The organism is Bradyrhizobium sp. MOS002 (genome assembly GCF_003020115.1).
Taxonomy (GTDB): Bacteria; Pseudomonadota; Alphaproteobacteria; order Rhizobiales; family Xanthobacteraceae; genus Bradyrhizobium.
In genome coordinates, this window is sequence record NZ_PYFX01000005.1 from 207,180 (window position 1) to 227,867 (window position 20,688).

The 20,688-nt window shown below is 64.0% G+C and carries 21 protein-coding genes and 1 tRNA gene; 8 read left to right on the forward strand and 14 right to left on the reverse strand.

The genetic code is table 11. The features are described from left to right. Positions 1–78 precede the first annotated feature (78 nt). The 5 genes from C7G41_RS18150 to C7G41_RS18170 all read left to right on the forward strand — a co-directional run bounded on the left by C7G41_RS18150 (position 79) and on the right by C7G41_RS18170 (position 5,977). Positions 79–795 (forward strand): prolipoprotein diacylglyceryl transferase, encoded by a 717-nt coding sequence (locus C7G41_RS18150; RefSeq protein WP_106943865.1) that lies wholly within the window; start codon positions 79–81, stop codon positions 793–795. Further along, positions 776–2,206 carry a radical SAM protein gene (locus C7G41_RS18155; protein ID WP_106943866.1) on the forward strand — a complete coding sequence of 477 codons (1,431 nt, stop codon included), beginning with the start codon at positions 776–778 and terminating at the stop codon, positions 2,204–2,206. Before C7G41_RS18150 ends, C7G41_RS18155 begins: the two co-directional genes overlap by 20 nt. Then, the gene (locus tag C7G41_RS18160; RefSeq protein WP_106943867.1) at positions 2,203–2,472 is read left to right on the forward strand and encodes a hypothetical protein; all 270 of its coding nucleotides are present in this window, start codon (positions 2,203–2,205) and stop codon (positions 2,470–2,472) included. The genes C7G41_RS18155 and C7G41_RS18160 overlap by 4 nt, the downstream gene beginning before the upstream one ends. A 256-nt stretch (positions 2,473–2,728) precedes the next feature. Further along, a complete protein-coding gene (gene typA, locus C7G41_RS18165; protein ID WP_007598731.1) occupies positions 2,729–4,555 on the forward strand; it encodes a translational GTPase TypA in 1,827 nt (608 codons plus the stop codon). A 174-nt stretch (positions 4,556–4,729) separates the two neighbouring features. After that, positions 4,730–5,977 (forward strand): NAD(P)/FAD-dependent oxidoreductase, encoded by a 1,248-nt coding sequence (locus tag C7G41_RS18170; protein WP_106943868.1) that lies wholly within the window; start codon positions 4,730–4,732, stop codon positions 5,975–5,977. A 92-nt stretch (positions 5,978–6,069) separates the two neighbouring features. Here the strand turns inward: C7G41_RS18170 and C7G41_RS18175 are convergent, their stop codons facing one another. Genes C7G41_RS18175 through C7G41_RS18190 form a run of 4 tightly spaced genes read right to left on the reverse strand, consistent with a single transcriptional unit; the run spans position 6,070 to position 9,168 of the window. Beyond that, complete coding sequence (locus C7G41_RS18175) at positions 6,070–6,477, reverse strand: thiol-disulfide oxidoreductase DCC family protein (protein WP_106943869.1); 408 nt, start codon at positions 6,475–6,477, stop codon at positions 6,070–6,072. Further along, entirely contained in the window at positions 6,477–7,796 is a 1,320-nt protein-coding gene (locus C7G41_RS18180; protein ID WP_106943870.1) for an SDR family oxidoreductase, read from the reverse strand. The genes C7G41_RS18175 and C7G41_RS18180 overlap by 1 nt, the downstream gene beginning before the upstream one ends. 8 nt (positions 7,797–7,804) lie before the next feature. Next, a complete protein-coding gene (locus C7G41_RS18185; protein ID WP_106943871.1) occupies positions 7,805–8,272 on the reverse strand; it encodes a DUF2269 family protein in 468 nt (155 codons plus the stop codon). Next, a complete protein-coding gene (locus C7G41_RS18190) occupies positions 8,269–9,168 on the reverse strand; it encodes a S9 family peptidase (protein WP_106943872.1) in 900 nt (299 codons plus the stop codon). The genes C7G41_RS18185 and C7G41_RS18190 overlap by 4 nt, the downstream gene beginning before the upstream one ends. A 262-nt stretch (positions 9,169–9,430) precedes the next feature. On the opposite strand from C7G41_RS18190, the gene C7G41_RS18195 reads away from it, so the two are divergent. Together C7G41_RS18195 and ppa are read left to right on the forward strand one after the other, a co-directional pair. Beyond that, positions 9,431–9,940 carry a GNAT family N-acetyltransferase gene (locus C7G41_RS18195; RefSeq protein ID WP_007598725.1) on the forward strand — a complete coding sequence of 170 codons (510 nt, stop codon included), beginning with the start codon at positions 9,431–9,433 and terminating at the stop codon, positions 9,938–9,940. 177 nt (positions 9,941–10,117) lie between these two features. Beyond that, the gene (gene ppa / locus C7G41_RS18200) at positions 10,118–10,654 is read left to right on the forward strand and encodes an inorganic diphosphatase (protein ID WP_027566324.1); all 537 of its coding nucleotides are present in this window, start codon (positions 10,118–10,120) and stop codon (positions 10,652–10,654) included. Between the two features lie 127 nt (positions 10,655–10,781). Here the strand turns inward: ppa and folD are convergent, their stop codons facing one another. Genes folD through C7G41_RS18215 form a run of 3 tightly spaced genes read right to left on the reverse strand, consistent with a single transcriptional unit; the run spans position 10,782 to position 12,331 of the window. Continuing rightward, positions 10,782–11,666, reverse strand: coding sequence for a bifunctional methylenetetrahydrofolate dehydrogenase/methenyltetrahydrofolate cyclohydrolase FolD (gene folD, locus C7G41_RS18205; RefSeq protein ID WP_106943873.1), 885 nt, complete (start codon positions 11,664–11,666; stop codon positions 10,782–10,784). A 10-nt stretch (positions 11,667–11,676) separates the two neighbouring features. Beyond that, positions 11,677–12,021: a DUF167 domain-containing protein gene (locus tag C7G41_RS18210; RefSeq protein WP_106943874.1), complete on the reverse strand. Its 345-nt coding sequence runs from the start codon at positions 12,019–12,021 to the stop codon at positions 11,677–11,679. A 19-nt stretch (positions 12,022–12,040) separates the two neighbouring features. Then, positions 12,041–12,331, reverse strand: a complete 291-nt coding sequence (locus C7G41_RS18215; RefSeq protein ID WP_007598721.1) for a YggT family protein — start codon at positions 12,329–12,331, stop codon at positions 12,041–12,043. A gap of 203 nt (positions 12,332–12,534) precedes the next feature. Here C7G41_RS18215 and C7G41_RS18220 point away from each other — a divergent pair. Further along, a tRNA-Ala gene (locus C7G41_RS18220) sits at positions 12,535–12,610 on the forward strand. A 111-nt stretch (positions 12,611–12,721) separates the two neighbouring features. On the opposite strand, the gene C7G41_RS18225 is transcribed toward C7G41_RS18220, so the two are convergent. The 7 genes from C7G41_RS18225 to C7G41_RS18255 all read right to left on the reverse strand — a co-directional run bounded on the left by C7G41_RS18225 (position 12,722) and on the right by C7G41_RS18255 (position 20,564). After that, on the reverse strand, positions 12,722–13,534 hold the full coding sequence (locus tag C7G41_RS18225) for an enoyl-CoA hydratase (RefSeq protein ID WP_106943875.1): 813 nt from the start codon (positions 13,532–13,534) through the stop codon (positions 12,722–12,724). A gap of 97 nt (positions 13,535–13,631) precedes the next feature. Further along, positions 13,632–14,426 carry a glutamine amidotransferase gene (locus tag C7G41_RS18230; protein ID WP_106943876.1) on the reverse strand — a complete coding sequence of 265 codons (795 nt, stop codon included), beginning with the start codon at positions 14,424–14,426 and terminating at the stop codon, positions 13,632–13,634. A 127-nt stretch (positions 14,427–14,553) separates the two neighbouring features. Next, positions 14,554–15,333 (reverse strand): SDR family oxidoreductase, encoded by a 780-nt coding sequence (locus C7G41_RS18235; RefSeq protein ID WP_106943877.1) that lies wholly within the window; start codon positions 15,331–15,333, stop codon positions 14,554–14,556. 228 nt (positions 15,334–15,561) lie between these two features. Continuing rightward, complete coding sequence (locus C7G41_RS18240) at positions 15,562–16,050, reverse strand: TerB family tellurite resistance protein (protein WP_106943878.1); 489 nt, start codon at positions 16,048–16,050, stop codon at positions 15,562–15,564. Positions 16,051–16,334: 284 nt separating this feature from the next. Then, the gene (locus tag C7G41_RS18245; RefSeq protein ID WP_106943879.1) at positions 16,335–17,744 is read right to left on the reverse strand and encodes an adenylate/guanylate cyclase domain-containing protein; all 1,410 of its coding nucleotides are present in this window, start codon (positions 17,742–17,744) and stop codon (positions 16,335–16,337) included. Positions 17,745–17,794: 50 nt separating this feature from the next. After that, complete coding sequence (locus tag C7G41_RS18250; protein ID WP_106943880.1) at positions 17,795–19,162, reverse strand: cytochrome P450; 1,368 nt, start codon at positions 19,160–19,162, stop codon at positions 17,795–17,797. Between the two features lie 34 nt (positions 19,163–19,196). Then, positions 19,197–20,564, reverse strand: coding sequence for a hydrolase (locus C7G41_RS18255; protein WP_199198456.1), 1,368 nt, complete (start codon positions 20,562–20,564; stop codon positions 19,197–19,199). Positions 20,565–20,688: the final 124 nt, after the last annotated feature.

Genomic DNA, 20,688 nt, shown 5'->3' on the forward strand with positions numbered 1-20,688 from the left:
CGCCTGCCTCGCTCCTCTTCGGGGATAAGAAGCGGCCGCACTATCCCGCAGTGCGGGAACCTGGGCTAATGTCTCCGCATGAGCGGGGCTTTGCTTCATACTCTCTTCGATGTTGGGGCGTGGCTGGCTGCGGCCGCGGCGCTCTACTGGCTGTCACGACAGGGCTTGCGGTTTCCGGCGCAATCCTTCGAGCGGTCCTACCTCGCCGCTTTAGTGTTCGGCGCAGGCCTCGGCGCCTATCTGTTCGGCTCCACCAATCTGTGGCTGTCGGGCCAGAGCGGCATCGCGCGCTCCGTGGAAGGAGCGCTCGCCGGCGGCATCGTGGCAATCGAGCTCTACAAATGGTCCGCAGGGATCACGGTACGAACAGGCGCCCGTTTTGCGCTGCCGCTGGCGCTCGGCATCGCGATCGGCCGGCTCGGCTGTTATTTCGCGGGCCTCGACGATTTCACCTACGGTACGCCGACGGCCTGGCCCTGGGGCCATGATTTCGGCGACGGCATCCTTCGGCATCCCGTGCAGCTCTACGAAAGCGCCGCGATGGGCGTATTCGCGCCGCTCTACGTGCTGGCGGTCTTGAACCGGAGCGCGTTTGTGATCACCAATGGTTTCTACCTCGTCCTCGTCTACTATGGCGCACAGCGCTTCCTGTGGGAATTCCTCAAGCCCTACGGCACGCTGATCGGCCCCTTCACGCTGTTTCACCTGCTGTCGCTGTCCATCCTGCTCTACGCCGTCGTCATGCTGGCGACGGCGCCCAAAGCGAGACCCATGCATGAATGCGCCGTTGCGTAAGTCGCGCCCCTATATCTTCTGGGGCCAGACCCAATCTCTCTGCGAGACCTGCCTGAAGCTGGTGCCGGCCAAGATCCAGATCCTCGACAACGAGGTCTGGTACGAGAAGCGCTGCAAGGAGCATGGCGTCCAGTCCACGCTTGTGTCGACGGACGCAGCCTATTGGCGCCTGTGCAAGGATTTCATCAAGCCCGGCGACCGGCCGCTGGCGTTTCAACGGCATACCGAATTCGGCTGCCCCTACGATTGCGGCCTGTGCCCCGACCACGAGCAGCATTCCTGCCTGGCGCTGATCGAGATCACCGAGCATTGCAATCTGACCTGCCCGGTGTGCTTTGCCGATTCCTCGCCGGCGCGGACGAGCTTCACGCCGCTGGCCAAGGTCGAACGAATGCTGGACGCGCTGGTCGCGAGCGAAGGCGAGCCTGACCTGGTGCAGATCTCCGGCGGCGAGCCAACGCTGCATCCCGACTTCTTCGCGATCCTCGATGCGGTGCGCGCGCGTCCGATCCGCCATGTCATGATCAACACCAACGGCCTGCGTATCGCCCGCGAAAAGGATTTCGTCGCGCGCCTCGCCGAGAACAAGCGCGGGCTCGAGGTCTATCTCCAGTTCGACTCGCTCGAACGCGACGCTTTGATCAACCTGCGCGGCGCGGATTTGCGAAAGATCCGCCAGCAGGCGCTGGAGAATCTCGAGCATTACGGCGTGTCGACCACGCTGGTGGCGACCATCAAGCGCGGCGTCAACGATGCCGAGATCGGCGACATCGTTCGCCACGCGCTGACCTGGAAATGCGTGCGCGGCGTCACACTGCAGCCGGTGCAGGATGCCGGCCGCAACGAGAATTTCGACAAGAACACCGACCGCATCATGCTGTCGGAGATCCGCAAGCGCGTGGTCGAAACCGGGGTGTTCGGCGACAAGGACATGATCCCGCTGCCCTGCAACCCCGAAAGCATCTCGATCGGTTACGGCCTGCGCAACGGCGACAAAGTCCTGCCGCTGACCTCGCTGATCCCGCAGGAGCAGCTCGTCGCATTGTTGCCCAATACGATAAGCCCTGAGAAGCACCCGGCACTGAGGGAGAAATTCATCGATTTGTTTTCGCTGTCCTCGGGACCGCTGAACACCAGCGAGCGCGTCTGCGAATTGCTGTGCTGCCTGCCGAGCTTCGAGGTACCGCAAGGCATCACGTACGAGAACGTGTTCCGCGTCACCATCGTGCAGTTTCTCGACCGCTTCAATTTCTGCGTCGGCAACGTCAAGCGCAGCTGCATCCATTTCGTCACGGAGAGCGGCGCGATCATCCCGTTCGACACCTACAATCTGTTCTACCGGAACGGAAAGATCGACGGCATCCGTGCCGAACTCGCGGCGCAGTCAACCGAAGGAGTCCTGCAGGCATGAGCATCAGCGACACGCCGCCGCCAGCCCCCCCGGGACCGCCTCCTGCCCCGACAAACCAGCGCAGCGGCTGCCTGACCGCGCTCATGGCGATCTTCGGGATCATCCTGCTGCTGCCCGGCGCCTGTGCACTCCTGTTCGGCGGAATCTCAATATCCGACAGAGGCCGGATCGATTCCGACGTCGCGCCCCTGGTCTTCCTGGGCCTGGCCGTGGGGCTGGGCGGGGTCGCCCTGATCTGGGCCGCCATCAGGGGCCGGCGCGGCTAAGCCCGGCTTTTCGCCTAACCCCCGGGAATCCCCGGACAAAATTCAATCAACCAACGGCCAAAGAACACATTGTTTTTTGGCCGTTTTTGCCTATATTGCGCCGCAACGCGTAGGGTGCCCGGTCGATATGCCGGGCTTTCCCTTTTGGGCGGAAAGCGCCCCGTTTCCAGTCTTCAAGCGTTGTTTCGAGAAGAGGTCCCGGTCTGACCGGCGAGATCGCGCTTAACCCATTGTCCGACCGCAAAGAAGCTCACTCATGAACCTTCGCAACATCGCCATCATCGCCCACGTCGACCACGGCAAGACGACCCTGGTCGACCGCCTCCTCCAGCAATCCGGCACCTATCGCGAAAACCAGAAGGTGACCGAGCGCGCCATGGACTCCAATGATCTGGAGCGCGAGCGCGGCATCACCATCCTGGCCAAGGCGGCCTCGGTGCAGTGGAAGGACACCCGCATCAACATCGTCGACACCCCCGGCCACGCCGATTTCGGCGGTGAGGTCGAGCGCATCCTCAACATGGTGGACGGCGCGCTGGTGCTGGTCGACGCCGCCGAAGGCCCGCTGCCGCAGACCAAATTCGTGGTCTCCAAGGCGCTCAAGGTCGGTCTGAAGCCAATCGTCGTGATCAACAAGGTTGACCGTCCCGACGCGCGGGCAACCGAAGTCATCAACGAGGTGTTCGACCTGTTCGCGGCGCTCGACGCCAGCGAGGAGCAGCTCGACTTCCCGATCCTCTACGGGTCGGCCAAGCAGGGCTGGATGGCCGAGAGCCCGGACGGGTCGCACGAAGCTGGCATGCAGCCGCTGTTCGACCTGATCGTGCGCCATGTCGCGCCGCCGACCGTCGAGGAAGGTCCCTTCCGCATGATCGGCACCATTCTGGAAGCCAACCCCTATCTCGGCCGCATCATCACCGGCCGTATCTCTTCCGGTTCGATCAAGCCGAACCAGGCCGTGAAGGTGCTGGGCGCCGACGGCAAGACCATCGAGACCGGCCGCATCACCAAGATCCTCGCCTTCCGCGGCATCGAGCGCACCCCGCTCGACGAAGCCGAGGCAGGCGACATCGTCGCGATAGCCGGCCTGACCAAGGGCACCGTCGCCGACACCTTCTGCGATCCGTCGGTCGATACCCCGCTCGTGGCGCAGCCGATCGACCCGCCGACCGTGTCGATGTCCTTCATCGTCAACAACTCGCCGCTCGCCGGCACCGAAGGCGACAAGGTGACCAGCCGCATGATCCGCGACCGCCTGTTGCGCGAGTCCGAAGGAAACGTCGCGCTGCGGGTCGTTGAAGCCTCGGACAAGGACGCGATGGAAGTCTCGGGCCGCGGTGAATTGCAGCTCGCGATCCTGATCGAGACCATGCGCCGCGAAGGCTTCGAGCTTTCGGTGTCGCGTCCGCGCGTCGTGCTGCAGAAGGACGAGGCCACCGGCGCCACGCTGGAGCCGATCGAGGAAGTCGTCATCGACGTCGACGAGGAGCATTCCGGCGTCGTCGTGCAGAAGATGAGCGAGCGCAAGTCCGAGCTGATCGAGATGAAGCCGTCCGGCGGCAACCGTCTGCGCCTGGTGTTCTACGCGCCGACCCGCGGTCTGATCGGCTATCAGGGCGAACTGCTCACCGACACGCGCGGCACCGCGATCATGAACCGCCTGTTCCACGGCTACGCGCCGTACAAGGGCGAGATCCAGGGCCGCCGCAACGGCGTGCTGATCTCCAACGATCAGGGCGAAGCGGTGGCTTACGCGATGTTCAAGCTGGAAGATCGCGGCCCGATGATGATCGAACCGGGCTGGAAGGTCTACAAGGGCATGATCGTCGGCGAGCATACCCGCGACAACGATCTCGAGATCAACGTGCTCAAGGGCAAGCAGCTCACCAACATCCGAACCACGTCGAAGGATGAAGCGGTGCGCCTGACCCCGCCGATCCGCATGACCCTGGAAAAGGCGCTGGCCTATATCGAGGACGACGAGTTGGTCGAGATCACGCCGAAGTCGATCCGCCTGCGCAAGCGGCACCTCGATCCGAACGAGCGCAAGCGCGCGGAAAAATCCAAGGAAGCGGTGGCGTAAGGCAACCGCTCTCAACGCTGTCATGCCCCGGCTTGGCCGGGGCATCCAGTACGCCGCGGCTTATCGGTTCAATCACAAATGTCTCTGGAATACTGGATCACCCGCCTGCGCGGGTGATGACAGCTGTGCTTGCGGCGGCTTCAGCACTCTTCACGAACGTGCTAGAGCCCGCCCATGACCTCCCTGCCCTCCTCCGTCGACGTCGCGATCATCGGTGCGGGCGCCGCCGGCCTCGGCGCGGCGCATGCGCTGGCTGGCTCCGGCCTCTCCGTGATCGTGCTGGAGGCGCGCGACCGGCTCGGCGGCCGGGCCTGGACGGTGCAGGCCTCGCCCGAAGTCACCTTCGACGTCGGCTGCGGTTGGCTGCACTCCGCGGATAATAACTCCTTCGTCGCGATTGCAAAGCAGCTCGGTTTCGAGGTCAACAAGGACCTGCCGCCCTGGCGCGAGCGCGCCTATGGCAACGCGTTTCCGAAAGCCGAGCGCGACGATTTCATGCACGCGATGGACACCTTCTATCAGCGGCTGTGGAGGACCGCCCAGAAGGGCAAGGATGTCCCTGCGAGCTTGAGCCTGGAGCCCGGCAATCGCTGGAACCCCATGATCGACGCGATCTCGACCTACATCAACGGCTGCGAACTCAAGGACATGTCGACGCTGGACTGGGACGCCTATGAGGACAGCGACCTCAACTGGCGCGTCCGCCGCGGCTACGGCGCTCTGATCGCGGCCTATGGCGCGCCCTGCCCGGTGGCGCTGAACTGCAACGTCACACTGATCGATCATTCGGACAAGCGCATCCGCATCGAGACATCGCAGGGCACGCTGATCGCAGACAAGGTGATCGTCACCGTGCCGACCAATCTGATCGCCAATGAGGCGATCCGGTTCTCGCCTGCCTTGCGCGCCAAGGTCGACGCCGCAGCCGGCCTGCCGCTCGGCGTCGACGACAAGGTGACGCTGGCCCTCGAGAACGCGGAAGCCTTCCCGAAAGAAGGGAATTTGCGCGGCGCCACCATGCGCACCGACATGGGCACCTATCATATCCGCCCGTTCGGCCAGCCCTGCATCGAAGGTTTTTTCGGCGGCAGCTTTGCACGCGAACTGGAAGACGCCGGCGAGGGCGTTCTTGCCGCGCAAAGCATTGACGAGATCGCAGGCTTGCTCGGCAACGACATCAGGCGAAAGCTGACGCCGCTCCACGAGTCGCGCTGGGCGCATGACCCTTTCGCAAGAGGCTCCTATTCGCACGCGCTGCCGGGCCACGCCGGCGACCGCGCCGTGCTGGCGGCGCCGGTGGACGGACGGCTGTTTTTTGCGGGAGAAGCGACATCGCCGAACTTTTTCTCGACGGCGCATGGGGCGCGGGACTCAGGGGAGCGGGCGGCGCAGGAAGTGCTGGGGATTCTGGGCAAACCGTAACCACACACGCCGTCATTGCGAGCGCAGCGAAGCAATCCAGAATCTTTCCGCAGCGGCAGCCTGGATTGTTTCGCTACGCTCGCAATGACGAATTACTCGATCACCCGCGCCCGCAAATCGGCATCAGGCACGAAGCACGAATCATACTTGCCGAAGATGCGGTAGCGGTTGCGCGCGACGAGGCTGTACATCGGGTCGCGCAACGCTTTCGGCACAGCGAATAGCATGCTCACCCAGCCCCAACCGGGAAGCTGCGAGAGCACCATCAGCGCAGCGTCGGATTTCATGAAGACCTCGCCGCCGTGAACCACGGCATTGGTGTCGGGATCAGCGGAATCGATGCCGAACGTGCGTGCGAGCCGGGCGCCATAGTCCGACTGGATCGGCGTGAAGCGAAATCGCTTCGCCGGATCGCGTTTGGCGACGAAACGAACCCAGCGCGAGCAGAAGATGCAGACGCCGTCGAACAGGATGACGTCATCGTCAGGCCATTTGAGCATCAGCGATTGTCCAACATCAAAAGCGCGACAAACATCAGCACGATCGCCGGTCCCGTCTTCACCAGTGCACCGAGCGGCTCGATCCAGAGATCCGGCGTCAGGATCGCGGCACCAAACATATAGCCGAGCGAAGCCATGATGCCCGCAACGAGTCCGATCGCGGCGGTGCGGCGGAAGGCGATCAGCACCCCAATGCTCATGTCCATCAGGCTGGTGCCGATTGTGATGGGATCGACCAGCGCCGAGGGAAAGTTGTGCGCACTCAGGATGCCGGCCGCGGCACGATAGGACACGAACAACGCGATGAAGCCTGAGACGGACCAGAACGCAACCAGGCTCGCGAAGATCAGCGTCTTGACCAGGAACAGCCGCGCGAACCATTTGTCCTGGATCGTGGCGGGGTGGCGCCCGACGGTCTGAGCCAACGATTTTGGCGCGATGCCAGTGGCGGCGATCCACGCCGAGGGATCGCCGCTCACGCCGCGGCGCAGCTCGGTGATGGCCGTGGAGCGCATCGGCGGCGTCCAGCCGAGATAGTTGGCAAAATCGCCGCCTTTCGCGCTGAAGTCGAGCATGAAGGACGGCATCTCGACGCGCGACCAGCCGGCCGTGCCGAACGCGATACGAAACTGCCTGACGACGCCGGCCATCGTGAGCGGTTCGACCTGCATCAGGTCCCAGTTCACGGCCTTCACCGATGCGTCATCGATATCGCGCTCGGCAAGCCAAGCGATGGTAGCCGAGATATCATCGACCGCAACGGGCTGGAACGGCGTCGCCATCTCCTTCTCCGGCAAGTCGATCGGAAAGGCCGCAAGCGCGCGGAGCATCGCGCTGCCGCCATAGGCTGACGGCGCGACCACGAAGCCAGGCCGCAGGATGGCGTGGGGAATGCCGGAAGCCGCGATCAAACGTTCGGCCTCGCGCTTCGTCGTTGCGAACGCGGTTCGATCCTCGCATGCGGTCCCGGGAATCGAGATGTGCACCAGCCGGATCGCACGACCGCTGCCGCCGATCGCCTGAAGCAATCGTGCGACGAGATCGCGGTGCACCGCGTTGGTGTCACTGCCGGGACCGTCCTGGAGCACACCGAGGCAGTTCACCACGACATCGACGGCGTGCTCGCTGAGGAGGTGCGTCAGAGCTGTCGCATCGAGCGAGAGGATCGGCTGCTCGATGTCCAGCACGCTCATCTTCTGGGCGGGCGACAGTCCGCGCGCCACGCCGACCACGCGAAATCCCCGCGCGCGAAGATCGTCGGTGACGTAGCGGCCGATCAGGCCAGAGGCGCCGAGCACGAGAATGGTTCGCTGGCTCATGACCTTCCTCAAAACGGTTTTGCGATCATCAGCCAGAGGATCAGCATCGTGGCGCCGAAGCCGGGAAAGCCGAATGCGAACCAGCGGCGGAACAGGACGAAATAGCGCTCCGGAAGCGCGCCACGTTGCTCCGCGGCCTTACGCGCGAGGTCGCGCATCTCGATCTGCATGAAGATCACGGGGACCCAGAACAAGCCAGCAATGACATAGAGCGCAAGCGAGGCAAGCAGCCAGCGCTCGGCGATCGACATTGCCGAGAACATCATCAGCAGGCCGCCCGTGACCGGCTGGAGGACCACGGCGGACAACGTAAAGATCGCGTCCGCGATCACCACCACCGAAGCCGTGCGCGCGATGAACTCCGCGTTATCAGTGCGATGTGCCATCAGCATGAAGAAAGCGATACCGGTTCCAGTGCCGAGGATGACGATGGCACCGAGCACGTGCAGATATTTGATGAGGACATACAGCGTCATGGCTTCTTGGTCGCCATGGGCTTGGGCAGGTTCAGCACGCGCGCGATGTCGGCACTCGCGGCTTTGACGCCGGCCTCGCTCTCGATCATCCAGTGCCCCTCGCTGCCCACGGCCGGCAGCGCACGGAAATCGACCTTGCCGCCGCTGCGGCGAAACGCCTCGGCCAACGCGATCGAAAATGCCGGTGCAAAGTAGCTGTCATTGGCGGCAACCAGCCACGTGACGGGGATGCGCGCGGCCTTGCCGAATTCAGCCGCCGCCGCGAGAAGCGTATGCGGCGCGCAGATCCGGTTCGACTCATCATTGGCATGGCCGCCGCGGCCCGGCGCAAAGGCGATGATGGCGGAGATCGCCTTCGGATCGGCATTCGCGAGCGCCAGCGCGCCCCAACCGCCAGCGGAATGGCCGATCACGATCGCGGCGTCCTTGCGGATAAAATCCTGCTTTCGCAAATCCTCCAGCGCGAGCGCGATTTCGTCGGCCGTTGCGCGGCCCGAGCGCACATAGTCCGCCTCGTCGCAGCCACCCTGGTCCTCGACATAGCGCCCCCCGGTCGCGCCATGGCCGAGCCGTTCCGGCACCAGCACGGCGAAGCCGCGCGCGATGAGGAACGCAGTGAGTGCGCGGTATTCCGGCTGGGGCATTTGCGCGCGCCGCAAGCCATTTTGCGTCGAAGCATGTGCGATCACTGCAAGCCGGAACGGGCCGGCACCGGGCGGGCGAAACAGCAGGGCATGAGCGGCGGTGTCGGTATCCGGCGATGGCACGCGCCATTGCTGCCGGCGAAACGGATCGCCCTCGGCTCCGGACGAACCAAACGTGACCTGAGCGCGCACGGGCGGCGCAGTCAGTAAGGCCAGCAGAGGCAGAAGCACGAGGATGTTGAGGAGCCGCATGAATTGCCGGAGGCGAGAACAGCGACGGTCAGACTAGTAGGAACGAATCAATATCGGCAGACTTTCTGCGTTGCCATTGCCGTTCATTCGTTGCCGCAAAGCAGTTTTGCACCGACGCATGGCACTCCGGTGCCGTTCGAATTGGCGTCTTGTCTTTTTTCGGTACAACACCGGTCAAATACTGATGCAGAAAGTCCACAGGTTAACCGATAATTAAGGATAGGTCTTGCCGCCGGCGCGGCGACTTGGTTTGATTGCGTTCATGAGCACAACCCTGATCGAGGTCCGGCCGGCCAAAGCCGCAGATGCAACTGCGGTGGCGTCCACCCATGACGAAGCCTGGCGCTCCGCCTATCAGGGCATCATTCCCGGCGCCGAGCTGGAAAAGCTGATCAACCGCCGCGGTCCGCAATGGTGGGACAGCGCGATCCGCAAGGGCAGCCGCGTCAGCGTGCTGGTGTTCGGCGACAAGATTGCAGGCTACGCCAATTACGGCCGCAACCGCGCCCGCAGCCTGCATTTCGACGGCGAGGTCTACGAGCTTTATCTGCGTCCCGAATTCCAGGGCCTGGGCTTTGGCCGCCGCCTGTTCACTGCGGCCCGCCGCGACCTGATGCAGAGCGGCCTGAAGAGCATGGTGGTGTGGGCGCTCTCGGACAACGATCCAGCCACCGAGTTCTACCGTGCCTTGGGCGGCCGCATGGTGGCACGCTCCTCGGAGCGTTTCGGGCCGAAATCGCTCGACAAGGTTGCCTTCGCTTGGACCAATTGAGCTGCTGAAGTCCAACCGGCAGCGTTTCCCTTCCGTCGATACCGTTGCCTTTTGAGCCGGTGATCGCTGGATTCATTATTTCACAAAAACGCGATGGATCGGCGGGCCAAGCCCGCGTATGACAGCGCCAAAATCGCTGCCGGGTGCGATTTAACCTCGGCAACAACGGAGCCTTGAATGCGTATCGATGCGATCTCGATCGGGAAAAACGTACCACACGACATCAACGTCATCATCGAAGTCCCCGTGGGCGGCGAACCGATCAAGTACGAGATGGACAAGGAAGCCGGCACGCTGGTGGTCGACCGCTTCCTCTACACGCCGATGCGTTACCCCGGTAACTACGGCTTCATCCCGCACACGCTGTCCGATGACGGCGACCCCTGCGACGTCCTCATCATCAACACCCGCGCCATCATCCCCGGCGCGGTCATGAGCGTGCGCCCGGTCGGCGTGCTGTTCATGGAAGACGAAGCCGGCGGCGACGAGAAGATCTTGGCGGTGCCCTCGTCCAAGCTCACCCAGCGCTACGACAAAGTGAAGTCGTATTCCGACCTGCCGGACATCACGCTCCAGCAGATCCAGCACTTCTTCGAGCACTACAAGGATCTCGAACCCGGCAAGTGGGTGAAGATCCTGCGCTGGGGCGGCCCCGAGGATGCGCACAAGCTGATCCTCGAAGGCATCGATCGCGAGAAGAAGAAGAACGGGTAGGTCTTGTGTCCCGGACGCGGCGCGGCATGAAATGACGCGACGCTGAGCCGGGACCCATGGCGCCACCGTACTGGGCCCCGGCTCAGCAACGCATCGCTTCGCGCTGCGTCCGGGGCACGAACGTCAGCTACACCGCCGGCTTCGGCAGCCCTGCAATCGCGCAGGCCGCGCGCAACGTGTTCACCAGCAGGCAGGCGACTGTCATCTGACCAACGCCGCCCGGCACCGGCGTGATGGCGCCGGCCACGGCGAGCGCTTCCTGATAGGCAACATCGCCGACGAGACGCGTCTTGCCGTCGTCCTTCGGGATCCGGTTGATGCCGACGTCGATCACGGTCGCCCCCGGCTTCAGCCAGTCGCCGCGTACCATCTCGGACTTTCCGACGGCGGCGTAGACGAGGTCGGCGCGCCTCACGAGGCCGGGCAGGTCGCGCGAGCGGGAATGCGCGATAGTCACCGTGGCGTTCTCGTTCAGCAACAGCTGCACCAGCGGGCGGCCGACGAGGTTGGAGCGGCCGATGACGATGGCGTTCATGCCTTCGAGCGAAGCATGCACGCTCTTGGTCAAAATGATGCATCCGAGCGGCGTGCAGGGCGACAGCGCCTCGAAACCGCCGGCGAGCCGGCCGGCATTGTTCGGATGCAGCCCGTCGACATCTTTGGCGGGGTCGATGGCATTGACGACGGCCTCGGTGTCGAGGCCCTTGGGCAGCGGCAGTTGCACCAGAATACCGTGCACGGCGGGATCGCGGTTGAGTTTTGCGACCAGCGCCAGGAGATCTGCTTGCGAGACGTCGGCCGGCAGCTTGTGCTCGAACGAGGCCATGCCGGCGGCCTGGGTCTGGGTGTGTTTCGAACGGACATAGACTTCGCTCGCCGGGTCGCTGCCGACCAGGACCACCGCGAGGCCCGGTACCAGATTGTGCTCGCGTTTGACGCGTGCGACCTCGTCCGCGACGCGGGCGCGCAGTTCCGCGGCGATGACTTTTCCGTCGATGGTCTTGGCGGTCATGTCAGTTCCCTCAGTCTGTCGATTTGGCTGATGCGAGCTGGCGCAGGGCTTCGCCGAGCCGCGCCGGATCGCCGTCGACCGCGATCTGCTTCAGCCGCGAGGTCGCTCCCGACAGGAGTTTGACGCTGGCCTTGGGCACGCCCAGCGATTTCGCCAGCAGCACCAGAACGGCCTTGTTGGCCTCGCCGCCATCGGCGATGGCGCGCACCCGCACCTTGAGCACGCTGCGGCCGTCGGCCAGGTGCTCGATCCCGTCGATGTCGTCGCGGCCACCGCGCGGCGTTACCCGCAGCGCGATGCTGATTCCTGCGGCCGAGTAACGCCAAGGTTCCTTGCTAGCAAGGGTCTTTGGCAACCCAGGGCGCTCCAGCTGCTTAGATCACGTTCGGGTAGATGTAGTACAGAATCACCCGCTCGATGAACATGATGAGCAGGATCAGGATGATCGGCGAGATGTCGAGGCCGCCGAGGCTGGGCAGAAAATTGCGGATCGGCGCCAGGACCGGCTCCGTGATTCGGTACAGGAACTCCGCCACCGCCGACACGAACTGGTTGCGGGTGTTTACGACGTTGAAGGCGATCAGCCAGGACAGGATCGCGGACGCGATCAGCAGCCAGACGTAGAGATCGAGCACGATGATGACGATGTCGAGAACGGCACGCATGGCTTTTGTAACTCTGGCTTTTAAAAACTCTGGCTTCGGTCGGGATTGACGTCTTTTGCTAGATATCGGTTCCCCCCGGTCCAAACAAGGGAAGTCGGTGTCGGGATGGCTAAAACCGGGTTACAGCCGTCCTTGACTTGACCTTGGCGGGGACTTAAATGGCGCCCGGTTGTCGGCCGCATTGACCAGAGCGGCCAACAAAAGGGGCCATAGCTCAGCTGGGAGAGCGCGTCGTTCGCAATGACGAGGTCGGCGGTTCGATCCCGCCTGGCTCCACCACGCTTCGCCCTTCGGGCTACGCGTGGCGCAGCCGCGCGGAGCTCGAAGGGCGAAGCGTGGTGTCCGGCGTAGCCCGCAGGGCGAAGACGGACTGCTCCCGAAAAATCCCCACTACCTCCCCGTAAATCTTGGCGGACGCTTCTCCATGAAGCTCGCGACCCCCTCCCGGAAATCGCTGCCGTTCAGCGCCACCATCATGTCCCGGTTGGCCGCGATCGTCGCCTCCGCCAGCGTCTGGAACGGCACCTCGTAGAGCTGCCGCTTGATCACGGCCATCGCGCTCGGCGAGACGAAATCGGCGAGGTCGCGCGCATAGGCGTAGGTCTCCTCTCGGAGTTTCTCCGGTGAGCAGAGCCGGTTGACCAGCCCGATCCGCAATGCCTCGTCGCTCCCCACGCGTCTCGCGGAAAGCAACAGATCCATCGCATTGGCGTGGCCCACGATTCGCGGCAGCATCCAGCTGATGCCGTGCTCGGCGATCAGGCCGCGCCGCGCGAAGGCGGTGGTGAACACGGTGTTGTCGGCGGCAAAGCGCAGGTCGCAATAGAGCGCGTGAACCACGCCGATGCCGGCGGTTGCGCCGTTGAGCATGGCGATGACGGGTTTTCCGATCGACGGATAGAAGCCATAGCGCGTCTGCCAGTCGGGCCGCCGGTTCATGTCGAAAGGCGGAAGGTTCGATGCGCGCCCGACATCGTCTGGGTCGAGCCCCTTCAGTGCATCCATGTCGGCACCGGCACAGAAGGCGCGGCCCGCGCCGGTGATCACGATGACGCGGACATCGTCATCGGCGCTCGATGCTTCCATCGCATGGCGCACGTCACGCTCCATGATGGGCGTCCACGCATTCATGCGGTCGGGGCGGTTGAGCGTGATGGTCGCGACCTTGTCGCTGACCTCATAGAGAATGTGTTCGTAGGCCATGGCGCTCTCCCCTTGCTTGCCGGCGCAATTTCGCGCGCGCTCGTTGGCAATGAGCCTAGCATACAAACGGATGAGAAGAGCTTGCGCTTAGGCGCGATCACTCGGCGGCTTGCGCCAGAACGGGCCGGCGCGCCAGCCAGCCATCGATGAAATGATCGAGCCAGGCGCGTTCCGCGGCATCGTAGACGGCACGGTCCGCGAAATGATGATGCCGCTGCCGCGCGCCGGGCGCGCTGAGGCCGTCATAGCCGCGCGTGGTCCAGCAATGCATCATCGCGTAGGTCACGTCAGGATGAAACTGCACGCCGAAAGCGTTGCCGGTGCGGAACGCCTGCACCGGAAAATCATCACCTTCGGCAAGCAGTTCAGCGCCGACCGGCAGCTCGAAGCCCTCGCGATGCCAGTGATAGACCCGCGCCGGCCAGTGCGGGCAGAGCCCGTGTCCCGCGGGTGTAGGGCGGATCGGGTAGTAGCCGATCTGGGTCAGCGCGTCCGCGTGCGGCGCGACGCGGGCCCCTAATTGTTTCGCGAGCATCTGCGCGCCAAGGCAGATGCCGAGGAACGGCCGCTGTTCGCGGAGCGGAATCTCGATCCAGTCGATCTCGCGGCGGATGTAGTCGTCCGGATCGTTGGCGCTCATGGGACCGCCGAAAACCACAGCGCCGGCATGCCGGTCGAGGGTCTCGGGCAGCGGATCGCCGAAGCGGGGACGGCGAATGTCGAGGCGATGGCCTAGCGCGCGCAGAGCATTGCCGACGCGGCCGGGCGTCGAGGATTCCTGATGCAGGATGATCAGAACCGGCAACCGGATTTCGGAGGCGACGACATTCGGCGTCCTTCTGGGGAAGGGCACCAATTCTGCGCCACCAAACCTGTCCGTCCGGAACGACATGGTCTCTGCAAGTGCTATCGGTTCAGACCGCCAGCATAACTAAGCGATCGTTAATTTCGTGTGAGTTTGCGCACACACACGCCCGATAGAAAGCAAGCTCCGGGCCACTACCGACCGAGGGCTCTCTCTAGTGTCGTTGCCTCTGAAACCGGCTGGTGGCGGACAGGATGAAGCCCCGCGGGAAGAAGCGTAGCGCGAAGGGCACAACCTTGATGCCAAGACCGGGGAGCACTGCCCGCTTGTTGGCCATCAGGCCGCGATAGGCCTGCCGTGCGACATCGGCGGCAGGAACATTGAGAAGGGCTGTATCATGGCCGGACCCAACGCCGGCGCGCGCCTGGAATTCGGTGGGCACCGGGCCCGGGCAAAGTACGGTGACGCGAACGCCGTGCGGTGCAAGTTCCGCCCGCAAGGCCTCGGTGAGGGAAACGACATAGGCTTTGGACGCGTAGTAGACGGCCATGCCGGGGCCGGGCAGAAAGCCGGCGACCGATCCGACGTTGAGAAGACCGCCCTTGTTCCTGATGAGCTGATCGGCAAAGCGCAGCGACAGATCCGTCAGAGCCCGGACGTTGACATCCACGATGCCGAGCTGCTCGATGCGGTCGCGCTCGATTGCGTCACCGAAGACGCCGAAGCCGGCATTGTTGACGAGATGATCGAGCTCGACACCTTCGGCAGCGAGTGCGGCGGCGATCTTCTCGCCGGCATCCGCGTCCTTGAGATCGCAGGCGATCACGATCGGCTTCTTGCCGCCCTTGGCGGCGAGCTCGTTCGCGAGCGCCTCGAGCCGGTCCGCGCGTCGCGCCGTCAGCGCAAGACGGTGTCCGTTCGCGGCGAACACACGCGCCAGCTCCATGCCGATGCCCGCCGAGGCACCGGTGATCAACGTTACCCGCTCAGTCACGATCGAAGTCTCTTGAATTGAAGTTTTTTGGCCGCGCAATGCTGGAACGAGAGCATAAGCCGTGCGCGACAGGCAAGCGGCGCTGACAGCATGGCCGCTTGAGCGGGTGACAAGGGGTGCAAAAAACCCGGGATTCTACGGACGAATCCGGAGCCCAGAGGACCGGGAGCTACATTAAAGTTTCGTCATGTGGTCAGGACAACCGCCAATTGGCCGTGCTGACACAGATCATCCACCAACCGCGCTGTCCTTGACCTGGCCACCGGCACGGTCAGCCACGGCGTGCTTCAGGTCGATCCGGTCGCGCTGGGCGATCCCGAGCAGGTCGGAGGCGCGCCAAACCACATTGTCCTCGAACTCAGTGACTTGGCCGTCGGCGTAGACCAGCTCCCACATCATCTGGACGACCCGTTTGCGGCCCTCTTCGTCGAGCGAGCGCATGATGACGCTGGTGAAGTGATAGAGGTCGACCGCCTCGCCCTCGACCTCTGTCGCATCCGCAATCAGACGATCCGCGGTGCCGCGATCGAGCCCAAAGTGGCTTTCGATCAGGCTGTGCAATTTGCTCTGCTCGGCAGCCGTCGGCTGGCCGTCCAGCGAGATCACGTGAACCAGCAGCGCGGTCGCCGCCAGCCGGTAATCACTGTCACCGAATGCGCGGTCCTGGGCATGAGGAGCAACAATGTCGGCGATGAATTGGCGCAGGCCGTCGAGCATAAGGTCCTACCGAAATCGATGAAGCCGCGGGAGCGCGGCCGCTACCACTATTATATGAGCAGGAAACTCAACCGGCGCAACGTGCGTCAGTTCCGCGCGCGGCATTACGTTTCGGCAATCTGGGAGCGGTGATTGAGGCGCGAGGAGCAAAGCCAATCCTCAGACGTCGTCCCGGCGAAGGCATAACCACAGGCTGCGGTTAGGCGAAGACTTTGGCAACAACCAGCCTGCCCGTTTCAGAAATCACGCGGTATGGGCCCCGGCCTCCGCCGGGACGACACCAACTACGGTATCTCGTACACCACCATCTTGTCGGCGATGCCGCGTAGTGCGGCCTGCTTCTGGATAGGCCTGATTTCGCGCTGCTTGAGGACTTCGGCGACCGCCGGCGCATCCAGCACCGGGCTGGTGATGTGGATCTCCTGCGCGGTCGAGAGGCTCTGCACGCGGGCGGCGATGTTGACGGTCTGGCCGAAATAATCCTGCCGCTCGTTCAGCATCACCGCGAGGCACGGACCTTCGTGGATGCCGATCTTGACGACGAGGTCGGCGGTGCCGCGCTTTCTATTAAGCTCGTCCATCGCCGCGCGCATCCGCAAACCCGCCGCGATCGCATGCTCGGGACGGACGAAGGTTGCCATCACGGCGTCGCCGATGGTCTTCACCACCGCGCCTTTTTCCGATGAGATGATCTCGAGCAGCGCGTGGAAATGGGCGCGCACGAGATCGAAGGCGGCGAGATCGCCGACGCGCTCATAGAGCGCGGTCGACCCCTTCAGATCGGTGAACAGGAAGGTCAGCGAGGTGATCTGGAGGCGCTGGTCGAGACTGAGATTGTCCGCCTTGAACACGTCGCGAAACGTCTGGTTCGACAGCATCCGCTTGGCGGTAAGGAACGGCTTGCGCTTGCCGATGAGGTGATGGAGCGCCTCGGCCGCGATGAACACAGACGGCAGCACGCGCACGCCGGCCTGGTTCTCCAGCGACAGCCGCAGCGGGCCCGGCCGCATGGTCGTGGTTCCCGTCGGCGCCTGCACCCTGTTGTACATGATGGCGAGCTGCTGACGGTCCTTGGTCGGCTCGCCCTGCACGTCGATGAAATGGGCGGCGTGCGTCACCGGTTCGAAGATGATGATGAAATCGTTCGGCAGTTGCAGCGACATGGTCGCCTTCTCGCCGGCCGGCAGCTCCATCGTATCCAGCGTCACCTCGTTGGCGAGCGCCGCAAACGATTCCTTGTTGAAGTCGACGCCGGAGCTCCAGAATACCTGCTTGAAATACTCCCACACCGGAAGCGTATCAGGATCATGCGCCGCGATGCGCCGGACACGCGAATTGACGGTGAAGGAGACTTCGACCTGGTCATCGACGGAAGTCTTGTAGCCGCAGGCGCACAGCGCGCAGTGATACTCATCCGGCTTGAGCGCCTTCAGGGTCGAATGCGCGCCCAGCACGCCTCCGCAGCCCGGGCACAGCACGTTCCAGCCGAGATCGAACAGGCCAAGACGTGCCGAATGCAAGAACGCCGAGATCACGCGCTCTTCGTCGAGGTTGTGCTCTCTGGAGAAGTCCAGGACATTGACGCGGTTGAGTTCGTGATCCTCGCCATGCTCGATGAGGCGCGTGATGGCATCGACCACCTTCGCATCAGCGGTCTGCTTCAGAACGGAAAACTGGGCCTGGATGTCGCTCATGGCGTAACTCTATCTGATGTGGATCACGCCGTCGGCCAGGCGAATGCCTGTCACCGGCGCGTGATGCGGAACAGGGGTGAACGGTCCGGCTGGGTCGTGACGACGCCGAGCGGGATGACAGGGCTGGTATCGGCAAGCTCGACACGGAACGCACCGATCAGCCGGGCCAACGCCAGGACGGATTCGGCTTGCGCGAACGGTGCGCCGACGCAGACGCGCGGACCCGCGCCAAAGGGCAGATACGCAAATCGATCGGGCGCTTCTGTCGACATGAAGCGTTTTGGAATGAACGCGTTCGGCTGATCCCACAGCTTCTCGTGCCGGTGCAGCAGCCACGGCGCGATCATGATGATGTCGCCCTTGCCGATGGTGACGCCGGCCGCGTTGTCCTTCTCGCGCGCGGCCCGGGCGATCAGGAAGGCCGGCGGATAGAGCCGCATGGTCTCCTCGATCACCGCGCGGGTGAACTTCTGGCGATCGATGTCGGCCATGCTGTCGAGGTGCTCGCCGCGGGTCTCGGAGGCTATTTCTTCCTGCGTGTCGGGGTCGAGGGCGAGCAGATAGAGCGCCCAGAATAGCGCGGTCGCCGTGGTCTCGTGACCCGCGAGGATCATGGTCGCGACTTCGTCGACGAGTTGCTCGTCCGAAAAGCCCTTGCCGGTTTCAGGGTCGCGCGCCCCGTCCATGAGATCGAACAGATCGCACGGCGGCGCGCCGTCTTTCTTGCCCATCTCACGCCGCTCGGCGATCAGCATCGCGACGAATTCGGTCCAGCGCTTACGGAAACGGGCGCGGGCAAAATCCATCGGGCTCGGCCAGGACAGGGGCAGCACCATGTCGAGCAAGTACGGCCGCCCGAGTCGGGCTCCATACTCCATGACGAAGTTGCGCAATGTCGGACCATGCCGGTCCATGCCGAACGAGAACATGGTGCGTCCGGCGATCTCCAGCGTCATGCGCTGCATGACCTCGCGCAGATCGAGCGGCTCGCTTGTTCGCGCGTCGAGCTTCGCGATGGTCTCGTCGAGCACCGCCGTCATGTGCGGGACGAGATTTGCAGTCGCACGCGGCGTGAACGCCGGCGCGAGCGTGCGGCGCTGAAACGTCCACGAATGACCCTCCGCAATCAGAAGACCGTCGCCGAGCACGGGACGAAGCATGCGGATGCCCGCCGGGGTGCGCGAATAATTTTCGTAATTGCTGAGCAGGACATGCCGGATCGCATCCGGCCGGTTCAGGATGAAGCTGTTGCGGAAGAAGAAGCGGCCCTCGATGACGTCTTCCTCATAGGCGCGCTGCCCCCAGGTCGCGATCATGTTCCGCTTGAGCACGGCAAGCCGGCCGAGGAACGACATGTCGTCGGGCGCACGGGGCGGGGTCGGAGGGATGATGGGCCGACGCACGCTGGCGATGTTCATGGCTCTCTCCCGCAGAGGTGACGCAGGCAAATAGCTAGTAAGTCAGCTCGGCAATCGCAATCCTGTTCTCGGAGGCAGGCCAGGCGCGTGCCACAATTCGTTCTTCGCCAAATTGGGTTACGATGTTACGCCCGACCTCGCCGGCCGGAAGGCGCAGTGTTGCTGTCGAATCCGTGGGCACACCCGATTTGACGTCAGCCGGCTCCTTGCCGTCGAGCAGCACCACGTCCCGCGGCAGGCCGAAATAACCGCGCGGCCGCGACATGATCACGACAGAACCGGCATCCTTGTCGGCGGGCCCGAGCGGACGCGCGGCGCGCAGATGCACCAGGTCGGACGAGCGCGGGAAGGGCGAGCGATAGATGTGCGTCGTCGGCGCGTCCGGCGATGCGAGGACGAATTCGAGCGACCAGGAAGGCTCGACCTGCGCCGGTCCCCAGCGGCCGTCGGCGCCGGTCTTCGCGCTGTGCACGGCGCTGCCGTTGCGCTCTCCGGTTTCAGGATCGAGGCGAAAGATATCGACGGTTGCGCCGGCCACCGGCCGATTGGTCGGCGCGCCGCCCGGCGTGCCCGTCACGAGGCCGCTCAGCTTGACGCTCTGCTCCGGCACGATCGCGATGCGCGCGGGCTCGTGGGCGGCGATGAATTTGTAGATCTCGCGGAAGGCCCGGGGATGAAACGCCACCTCGCGATGATCGAGTGCGCCGAGCACGAGGTTGGTGGCCCCCTTCAACTCCGGACCTTCGACGTTGACGCCGGTCGGCGTGCCGGGCTTGCCGATGAAGCGGCCATCGGCCTGCGCGTATTTGTCCATGCCGTCGCTGCGCAAGGTCAGGAAGGCAACACCCGGCGTCACCTCGCTCTCGCCCTCGTTCAGGCCGCGCAGGAACGCGCCGCGGCCGTTGAACTCGCTGTTGGGCTGATCGTCGGTCGCGAACACACCGTGATTGGGCGTGCCGCACAGCACGGCGTGGCTGACATCGCCGGCACCGCCGCTCTTGATCACGTTGCGGATGGCATAGCCGCCGCGCGAGCTGCCGACCAGCGCCACGCGGGATGCGCCGGTCCGACGCTTCAGTTCGGCTATGGCGGCAGCGAGCTCGCGGCGCTGGTCCTCGGTCGAAGAGCGGCCCGCCTGCTCGACCTTGTCGTCGCTTCGTGCATTGGGATCGGTGAAATTGATCGCCGCCATGCGGTCGCGCGCGATGCCGTTGGACTCCATCCGCCACAAGGTCGTCATCCAGAGCGCATCGTAATCGCCATTGCCGTGGACGAACAGGATCGGAGGCACCTCGCTCGGCGCAGCGGGCGCGGGTTGAGCCAACGCGCCCGTCCGCAAGCTCGCAATTGCGAAAGGCAGGCTGCCGGCCCCTTGCAAGATCGTCCGTCGCGACAGCTTCATCTGTTCCTCCCCGGCAAAACCATCTCTTTGCACCGCTTATACCGGCCTAACCACTGGACAGCGAAGGACTTTCGCGGGCATCACTGAACTTGCCGGAATCGCCCGAAGACCACTCCCAGACAAC